Annotated in this window: 1 protein-coding gene; it reads right to left on the bottom strand. The window is 38.7% G+C overall.

Annotated elements, in window-relative coordinates:
• Positions 1–1,762, bottom strand: a 1,762-nt coding sequence (locus CRS_RS24575; RefSeq protein ID WP_172617150.1) for a hypothetical protein, incomplete at both ends; no start/stop codon positions are given.

Genomic DNA, 1,762 nt, shown 5'->3' with positions numbered 1-1,762 from the left:
TGTCGGCAAAAGTTGTTTTCTGTTTTATAGGATAATCTCTGGTATTATAGGTAATATCTTCAAGTGTTTTGACAGCAGTTCCATTGGCATAAAAATCTTTGTTTTCTACGTGAATCTGATTAGCTTTCCCTACAATTTCCATATTTGAACTGAATGCGATCATATTGGCAGGGTCGCCGGTACCGCAATAGGCATTTGAACTGCCTGTATTCAGGCAGCTTGAGATATAAGTATCATAGGTTTTAAAATGACCGGCATAGATATATTCGCTATAGGGAGATCCTGCATACCTTAGGCTGATTCCCGTCAGCTTCCCTGTATCATAGGTATTATACTGGGTACTTCTTTCTGACTGAAGAACAGCGTTGTTGTCTTTCTTTTGCTCATCAATTAACAAACCTCTTTTATAATCATAATTAGCAACAGGTATAAATGGAGGCGAGGCCGATACCTGGTCAGGATTGGGTTTGTCAATGGGTGATGTAAAGGTATATATACTCCTGCCTTTATCCGTTTCATACACCGTTACATTCTGGTATCCTACGTCTGCTCCCTGTGTTTTCTGTACAGGAAGGAAGTTTTCAGAAGAATAGATGGTAAATGTATTGGAATAGTTATACTTGTTAAATCCTATTCCAAACTGATACACAAAAGCATTATTATAAGGATACTGGTAAGTATGAACAGGCTTGGGAAATATCAGTGCTCCGCTGCTCTTTCCCGATCCTGCTATGTCGCTATAAAGGAAGTTGACCTTCTTTGCCGGAATCTGGTTCCCTGAATATTGATCCGGTCTGTCATAATAGCTGATACTGTTGATCCTTACCCCACCCCCAAATACATAAGGGCTGATGTTACTTTTCTTATTTTTATAAGTAGCGGTAAAATTAACGGTTCCCGTAAAATCAACCTTTTGCTCTACAAATGAAAGCTGTGCATAATATTCTCCGGCTTCAAACCCCAGAGTACGGTATTGAGGGTAATCTGGATCAGGATCCGTAACAGGACCTATACTGCCTGCCATGGTATATGAGTTCCCTGTTTTTTTATAAAAAGACAGAGTCCATGCATAGGCTGCAAGCTGGCTGCTGAGATTCTGGATCTCTACAGTCTTTGGTGAGGTAAGGGTAAAGAAATATTTCTTTATATTTTTTTCTGTTTTAGTATAAGTGGCCTCTTTTTCCTCACTTTCCCAGTTATCCGGATTTTCATAAGGATCTACCGCATCTGAACCTATATAGGAATAGGTATTACTTCCAAAATCAAAAACCCTCAGCCCTCCTGAAGGAAGCCTGATGCTTTTTAACAGATTGATGTTCACACATGATGGAGAGGGTTCTTTTGCAAGCGGATCCTGATCTGTAGGCCTGACACAGTTAAACCAATCCCAATGGTCCTTTCCTAAAATTGAATTGGTGGTGTTTTTATAGTAATCAAATACATAATCAAAATCTTTGACAGAATCTGAATTATATTTGGTTATTTTAGACAATGACAATCTTGCATCATCCGATGCTCTTCCTAATACATTAAATCGGAAATAGTCATAGGAAAATGTATAGGTTTCAATGGTTTTTCCGGACAAATCAATGATCTCTATTTTATCAAGCTTCTGTAATTGCTCAGGATGGGTATAATTGGTATCTCCCCGGCCCTGTACATATATAAAGCTGATTTTCCCTTTGCCTACGATTTCAATATCCTTTAAAGAGCGAACAGCTGTATTCGTTGACGCTGTATTTATTTCCTGCATAGCAGGAAT

This window comes from Chryseobacterium sp. ON_d1, from assembly GCF_006829085.1.
GTDB lineage: Bacteria > Bacteroidota > Bacteroidia > Flavobacteriales > Weeksellaceae > Chryseobacterium.
Note: the sequence above shows the minus strand (reverse complement) of the source record. Positions and strands in the feature narration are given on the sequence as shown.